This is a genomic window from Rhizobacter sp. OV335 (assembly GCF_900142965.1).
Classification (GTDB): domain Bacteria; phylum Pseudomonadota; class Gammaproteobacteria; order Burkholderiales; family Burkholderiaceae_C; genus Rhizobacter.
On the sequence record NZ_FRCQ01000033.1, the window covers coordinates 80,395 to 87,202 of the forward strand.

Annotated in this window: 7 protein-coding genes; 3 read left to right on the plus strand and 4 right to left on the minus strand. The window is 70.4% G+C overall.

Annotation, left to right across the window (positions count from 1 at the left end; genetic code table 11):
- Positions 1 to 5 precede the first annotated feature (5 nt).
- A complete protein-coding gene (locus BUE42_RS26775; protein ID WP_200799037.1) occupies positions 6 to 1,310 on the minus strand; it encodes an efflux RND transporter periplasmic adaptor subunit in 1,305 nt (434 codons plus the stop codon).
- Positions 1,311 to 1,459: 149 nt separating this feature from the next.
- Here BUE42_RS26775 and BUE42_RS26780 point away from each other — a divergent pair, with 149 nt between their 5' ends.
- Positions 1,460 to 1,927, plus strand: coding sequence for a hypothetical protein (locus BUE42_RS26780; protein WP_073468334.1), 468 nt, complete (start codon positions 1,460 to 1,462; stop codon positions 1,925 to 1,927).
- 4 nt (positions 1,928 to 1,931) lie between these two features.
- Here BUE42_RS26780 and atpE read toward each other — a convergent pair whose 3' ends face one another.
- The gene (atpE, locus tag BUE42_RS26785) at positions 1,932 to 2,183 is read right to left on the minus strand and encodes a F0F1 ATP synthase subunit C (RefSeq protein ID WP_073468335.1); all 252 of its coding nucleotides are present in this window, start codon (positions 2,181 to 2,183) and stop codon (positions 1,932 to 1,934) included.
- 56 nt (positions 2,184 to 2,239) lie between these two features.
- Between atpE and BUE42_RS26790 the strand changes: the two genes are divergently transcribed.
- Entirely contained in the window at positions 2,240 to 3,547 is a 1,308-nt protein-coding gene (locus BUE42_RS26790; RefSeq protein ID WP_369823007.1) for an amidohydrolase family protein, read from the plus strand.
- 7 nt (positions 3,548 to 3,554) lie between these two features.
- On the opposite strand, the gene BUE42_RS26795 is transcribed toward BUE42_RS26790, so the two are convergent.
- Positions 3,555 to 4,622, minus strand: a complete 1,068-nt coding sequence (locus BUE42_RS26795; RefSeq protein ID WP_073468336.1) for a M48 family metallopeptidase — start codon at positions 4,620 to 4,622, stop codon at positions 3,555 to 3,557.
- Entirely contained in the window at positions 4,619 to 5,923 is a 1,305-nt protein-coding gene (locus tag BUE42_RS26800) for a YjgN family protein (RefSeq protein ID WP_083614613.1), read from the minus strand. The genes BUE42_RS26795 and BUE42_RS26800 overlap by 4 nt, the downstream gene beginning before the upstream one ends.
- A 148-nt stretch (positions 5,924 to 6,071) precedes the next feature.
- Between BUE42_RS26800 and BUE42_RS26805 the strand changes: the two genes are divergently transcribed.
- Positions 6,072 to 6,689, plus strand: a complete 618-nt coding sequence (locus BUE42_RS26805) for a glutathione S-transferase N-terminal domain-containing protein (protein ID WP_073468337.1) — start codon at positions 6,072 to 6,074, stop codon at positions 6,687 to 6,689.
- The last annotated feature ends 119 nt before the right edge of the window (positions 6,690 to 6,808 follow it).

The following is a 6,808-nucleotide window of genomic DNA, read 5'->3' on the forward strand; positions in this document are numbered from 1 at the left end:
GAGATTCACTGGCTGACGGCAACGTGCTCGGCGCCCTGGAACAGCTCGGCACCGGACACCACCACCCGGTCGCCGACGGCCAGGCCGCCGAGGATCTCGACCTTGTCGAGGCTGCGCGCGCCGACCCGGATCGGCGTCTTGACGGCCACGCCGTCGCGCAGCACATAGGCGTGCGCGCCACCGGCCTCGTCGATGAAGCTGCCGCGCTGCACCGCGAGCACGTCGTCGCGCTTGTCGAGCAGCACGCGCACCGCCAGCCGCTGGTTCTGGCGCAGCTGGCTCGGCTGCTCGGTGGCGCCACCGCTGAAGCGCAGCCGCGCCGCGACCTCGTTGTTGACGACCTCGGGCGACACCGCGCTGACCGCCGCGCGCCAGGTGTGGCCGTTGCCGCTGATCTCGCCCGGCATGCCGACGCCCAGGTCGCGCGCGAAGCTCTCGGCCACCTGCATCTGCACCTCCAGCGCCGACAGGTCGATCACCGACAGCAGCTGCGCGTCCTTCGCAACGTTCGCATGCTCGGCGATGAACAGTTGGCCGACCTGGCCCTCGACCGGCGAGCGCACGGTCAGGCTCTCGACCTGGCGCTGCAGGTCCTTCACCATCAGCAGCTGGCGTGCATGCGCGAGCTGCTTGGCCTGCACGTCGAACTTCAGGCTGTCGTCCTTCAGCTTCAGGCCGGCCTCGGCATGCTCGAGCGCGATGCGCGCCTTCTGCAGCGTGTCGCGCGCATGCTCGACCTGCATGCCCGACACCGCGCCCGCATCGAACGCCTTCTGCTGGCGCGCCAGGTCGTTCTGCGCGCTGCTGTGGTCGATGCGCGCCGAGTCGAAGGCCGCCTGCAACGCGCCGCGCTGCTGCCGCGCGTCGACATCGGCGCGCAGCACGTCGGCCTTCATCGCATCGGCGTTCGACAGCTCCTGCGCGAGCTTCGCGGCCAGCTCGGGGCTGTCGATCAGCGCCAGCACCTGGCCGCGCGCGACGCGGTCGCCGGCATGCACCTTCAGCGTCGCGGCACCGCCACCGGCGGCATACAGCGTCGGGCTGACGGCCGCCACGACCTTGCCTTCGGCCGCGATGTCGCGCACGAACGGGCCGCGCTGCACGGTCGCGACCAGCAGGCGCGAGGCCGAGACCGACGGGCCGGACAACCAGCCGTGGCGCAGCGCCGGCGTCGACACCGCCACCGCCGCGAGGGCCGCGAGCGACACGCCGATCGCAAGCCATGGCCCGACCCGCATCCGGCGCTTCGGCAGCGGCTGGTCCTGGGCCGAGGTGTCGCGGATCACGGGAGCGTCGTTCGCAGCGTTCATGGGCTGCTTCATTGCAACGCCCGTGCCCGCGCGGGCTGCCGGTGAAAGTACCGCTGAATCAAGGGCTTGGCGCGGATTGCCCCTGGCGCCGACGTGTCCGCGGACACTCGCCGGACGGACAACGGACAGCGCGCCGACAATCTGCCGCCATGACGACCGCACCCACCGCCGCGGCCACGCACGATGCGCTGGCCACGCTGACCCAGGCCTTCTTCGACGCCGTGTCCTTCGAGCCGGGCGGGCGCCCGCCCTACGAGCGGCTGCACGACCTGTTCATCGACGGCGGCCTGCTCATCCGCAACCTCGGGCCGGCGCCCGAGGTGACGACGGTCGCGCAGTTCATCGCGCCGCGCCAGCGCTCGGTGGAGGCCGGCGAGCTGACGGCGTTCCGCGAAACCGAGCTGGCCGAGATCACCGAGGTGTTCGGCCAGGTGGCGCACCGGATGAGCACCTACGCGAAGGCCGGAACGCTGAACGGCCAGGCCTTCGCGGCGCGCGGCGTCATCTCAACGCAGTTCGTCTCGACCCCGGTCGGCTGGCGCATCAGCGCGATGGCCTGGGACGACGAGCGCCCGGGCGTCGAGATGCCCGCGCGCTACGAACCGCCTGCCGGCTGAATGCTCAGCCCTTGAACGGGTTGGCGGTCGCGAACCACAGGCCGATGCCGGTCGCGATGATGAACGCGCCGTCGAGCACGCCGACCAGCAGGAACACCTTCTGCTGCAGCGGCTCCATCAGCTCGGGCTGGCGCGCCGACGCTTCGAGGTACTTGCTGGCCAGCACGCCGACCCCCAGGCAGGAGCCGATGGCGCCGAGGCCGATCATGTGGCCGACGGCCAGCGGGACGAGGTTGAGGGTGCTGGCATCATTCATGAATGCTCCTTCGGTTGGACATGGCTGCATGCTCGCCGCCTGACCCCCTGCAGTCCATGACCTTCGAGGTCATGTCCATGGAGAACCCGATGCTCTTCGTTCGCAACGTCACCCTGCCCGACGGCCGCCGCGGCCACGATGTGCTCGCACGCGACGGCCGCATCGAGGCCATCGGCCCCCAGCTGCCGCTGCCCGAGGGCGCGACGCTGCTCGACGGCCAGGGCTGGCTGCTGTCGCCGCCCTTCGTCGACGCCCATTTCCACATGGACGCCACGCTCAGCCACGGCCTGCCGCGCGTCAACCAGAGCGGCACGCTGCTCGAAGGCATCGCGCTGTGGGGCGAGCTGAAGCCGCTGCTGACGCAAGACGCGCTGGTCGAGCGCGCGCTGCAGTACTGCGACTGGGCAGTGGCCAAGGGGCTGCTCGCCGTGCGCTCGCACGTCGACGTCTGCGACGACCGGCTGCTCGCGGTCGACGCGCTGCTGCACGTCAAGCAGCAAGTGAAGCCGTACCTCGACCTGCAGCTCGTCGCGTTCCCGCAGGACGGCGTGCTGCGTTCGCCGACCGCGCTCGGGAACCTCAAGCGCGCACTCGATCGGGGCGTCGACGTGGTCGGCGGCATCCCGCACTTCGAACGCACGATGGCCGACGGCGCCGAGAGCGTGCGCCTGCTGTGCGAACTGGCCGCCGAGCGCGGGCTGCACGTCGACATGCACTGCGACGAGAGCGACGACCCGCTGTCGCGCCACATCGAGACGCTCGCGTTCCACACGCAGCGGCTCGGGCTGCACGGCCGCGTCACCGGCTCGCACCTGACCTCGATGCACTCGATGGACAACTACTACGTCAGCAAGCTGCTGCCGCTGGTCGCCGAGGCGCAGGTGCATGCGGTCGCCAACCCGCTGATCAACATCACGCTGCAGGGCCGCCACGACAGCTACCCGAAGCGCCGCGGCATGACCCGCGTGCCCGAGCTGATGGCGGCCGGCGTCAACGTCGGCTTCGGCCACGACTGCGTGATGGACCCGTGGTACTCGTCCGGCAGCGCCGACATGCTGGAGGTCGCGCAGATGGGCCTGCACGTCGCGCAGATGACCTCGCAGGCGCAGATGCGGGCCTGCTTCGACGCGGTCACCGTCAACAGCGCGAAGATCCTCGGGCTCGACGGCTACGGCCTGGCCGTGGGGGCGCGCGCCGATTTCGTGCTGCTGCAGGCGCGCGACCCGGTCGAGGCGATCCGGCTGCGCGCGGCGCGGCTCGCGGTGGTGCGCGGCGGGCAGGTCGTCGCACGGACGCCGGCGGCCACCGCTACGCTGTCGCTGCCGGGGCGGTCGGCCAGCGTCGACTGGACGCTGCAGCGCTGAACTTTCTCTAGCGGCCCGCGGCTTCGCGGAAGTAGCGGATCCGGTCGTCGTCCGCCGGGTGCGACGCGATCGCGATGCCGAGCCAGCCCGGCTCGCCGCCGTCCGAGCGCTTGCGGCGCTCGTCGGCGATCTGCTCGAAGAAGCGCACCATCGCGTCGGGCGAGATGCCGGCGGCCTTCATCAGGTGCACGCTGTCGGCATCGGCCTCGCGCTCGGCATCGCGCGCATAGCCGGCCTGCCCGAGCACCAGTGGCACGCCGGCCAGCAGGCTGCTGAAGTCGCCGACCACCACGCTCGTCACCACCCCCAGCGCGGTCGCCTGCACCAGCATGCGCAGCCCGTGGCGGTGCCGCACATGGCCCAGCTCATGGCCGAGCACGCCGAGGATCACCGCCTCGTCGCCATCGACCAGCGCGACCAGCTCGTCGGTCAGCACCATCGTGCCGCCGGGCAGCGCGAACGCATTCGGGCCCAGCGACTTGTCCTTGCCGCGGCGGAACAGCAGCTCGTGCGGCGGCGCGCCCTGCGGCCAGGCCTGCGCCACCGCGCGCTCGAACGCGGCGCGCAGCTTCGCCTGCTGCGCCGGCGGCAGTTCGCTGGCCTGCACCAACTGGCCATCCACCGACTTCATCGCGGCGTTGCCGATCTCGCGGTCGACCGACTGCGGCAGCACCGCGACGACCGCGCGCGCGGCCCACGGCAGGCCCCACAGGTAGCCGGCGGCCAGCAGCAGCACCAGCGCGACGACGATGCCGCCGACCCAGCGCCAGCTTTGCTGCGCCTTCACGACCAGCGTCTCGCCGCGGCCGCTGGCCCGCGCCCAGGCGTCCCAGGCGGTGGCCTCGGTGCAGTGCAGCGCGCCGCCATCGTTCAGGTGCGCGACGCGCGCGCCGTGGCGGGTGCGCTCCGGCCATTGCACTTCGGCCAGCGGCACGCTGCGCGCGATGCCGTCGCCGGCGATCAGCAGCCGCTCGCCGCTCACATGGATGCGCACCCGGTGGCTGCGCGCGCTGCGGCCGTCGAAGAAATCGACCTCGAGCGCGGGGGCGGCGGGGGGACCGGACGGTGCGTTCACAGCCCGACGTCGATGCCGAAGAAATCACCGGCCGCGTCGCCGGCGGCATCGCCCTCGTGGCCGGCCTGCGCGACCAGCGCATCGAGGTGGGTGCGACTGACGATGCCGACCGATTCGAGCCGCAGCCGCGTCAGCGCGACGCGCGCGAACGGCCAGTACAGGCCGAGCGTCACGACCATCAGCAGCCAGTTCAGCAGCGTCGTGCGCAGCAGCGGCCCGAAGCGCAGCTCGCTCTTGAAGCGCAGGTGCTTGTTGCCGGTGCGCGACCACAGCAGGTTCTGGAAGCGCGACGTGAAGTACGGGCGGGCGAAGACCTGCATCAGCAGCGAGACCGCAAGGATCAGCACGACGCTGAAGATGATGATCGCGACGCTGCCACGCCCGCCCTGTCCACCTGCGTGCCCGCGCAGCCAGTCGCCCAAGCTGTCACCGAACAGCGCGAACCCGCCGGCCATCGCAAAGCCCACGACGAGGCCGGACAGGATCCAGACGCCGAAGCTCTTCAGGCACAGCCCGTAGAACGCCCCGGGGCCGGCGCGCAGCTCGGTCTGCAGCTGCGCGAACGCATAGTGGTCGTGCTGGTATTTCTTCAGGTTCCACAGCAGCAGCGGCATCGCCAGCAGCGTGATGCCCATCACCGCGCCGAAGGCCGGGCCATACCAGCCGGGCGGGTGGGTCGGGTCGGGCACCGCGAGCAGGACCACCAGCAGCACCGCGCTGGGCGCGAACACCGGCAGCAGTGCGCGGTAGGCGCCGCCGACGCTGCCGGTGAAGCGGAAACGCAGCCCGCGCCAGCTGGTGTTGGCGAGCCGGAACTGCAGCGACGACTTGAACAGCGCCGGCCACAGCAGCGCGATGATCACGAAGGCCACCAGCCCGGCCACCGGCGAGAAACTGCCGGCCGCCGAATACAGCCCGCCGAGCAGCGCGACCAGCAGGTAGCCGCGCAGCATCTTCTTCGGGTCGCCGTGGAAGCCCAGCGGCTGGCCGGCGACCAGCGTGTTGCCGTAGAAGTAGCGCAGCCGCCGCACCTTGGCCCACGGGAAGTAGAGCCCGGCCGTGACCAGCGTCAGCAGCAGGTTGACGATCCAGATCCGGAAGTATTCGCTGCCGGAGCCGGTGAAGCGGATCGGCAGGCGCTCGTTGAGCGTGCTGTTGTCGAAGCCGGAGGAGATGGTCGCTGGTGGCAGCGTGGCGTCGAGCGTCGAGACGACGCCGTCCAGGCCGGCGCTGTCGATGCTGGCGCTCTGGGCCGGCTGGTCACCGTCGGGCGCGGTGAATCCGTCGTGTGGCGTGGTCATGTCGTGTGCGCCGTGCCCTGTGGATGGGCGGCGTTCTCCCTCGCGAAAACTTTAACACCGCGCTTTGCCGCCGCCATACTCCCCTGTTCGGGGCCATCGGGGAGCGCACCCTTCGCTAGAATCGATTTCACTCCAGGGACACCCACACATGAAACTCATCGGCTCGCTCGCAAGCCCCTACGTGCGCAAGGTGCGCATCGTGATGGCGGAAAAGAAGCTCGACTACCAATTCGAACTGGAAGACGTGTGGACGCGCGACGCGATCATGAAGTCCAACCCGCTGGGCAAGGTGCCGGTGCTGGTGATGGAAGGCGGCGAGGCGGTGTTCGACTCGCGCGTGATCGTCGAGTACATCGACACCCGTTCGCCGGTGGGCAAGCTGATCCCCGAGACCGGCCGTGAGCGCACCGAGGTGCGCACCTGGGAGGCGCTGGGCGACGGCCTGCAGGACGCCGCGATCCTGGCCCGCCTGGAGCAGACCTGGGCCGGCCGCAGCGAAGGCCAGCGCAGCGCGGCCTGGGTCAGCCGGCAGATGGACAAGGTGCATGCCTGCCTGGCCGCGATGAGCCAGGGGCTGGGGGACAAGGCCTGGTGCTCGGGGACGCATTTCACGCTGGCCGATATCGCGACCGGCTGCGCGCTGGGGTACCTCGACTTCCGGTTCGCGCACATCGATTGGCGCAGCAGCTATCCCAACTTGTCGAAGTTGTACGAGAAGCTGGCGCTTCGGCAGAGTTTCATTGATACGGCGCCGCCGAAGGGTTGATTCTGTTCACTGCGTGGCATTGCCGGGTCTCGCCCCGGCGGGCGAGTCACTTTCATTTGGGGCTCAAATGAAAGTAACCAAAGCAAAGAGCCTGAATGCAACACCATACGGTTCGTTCT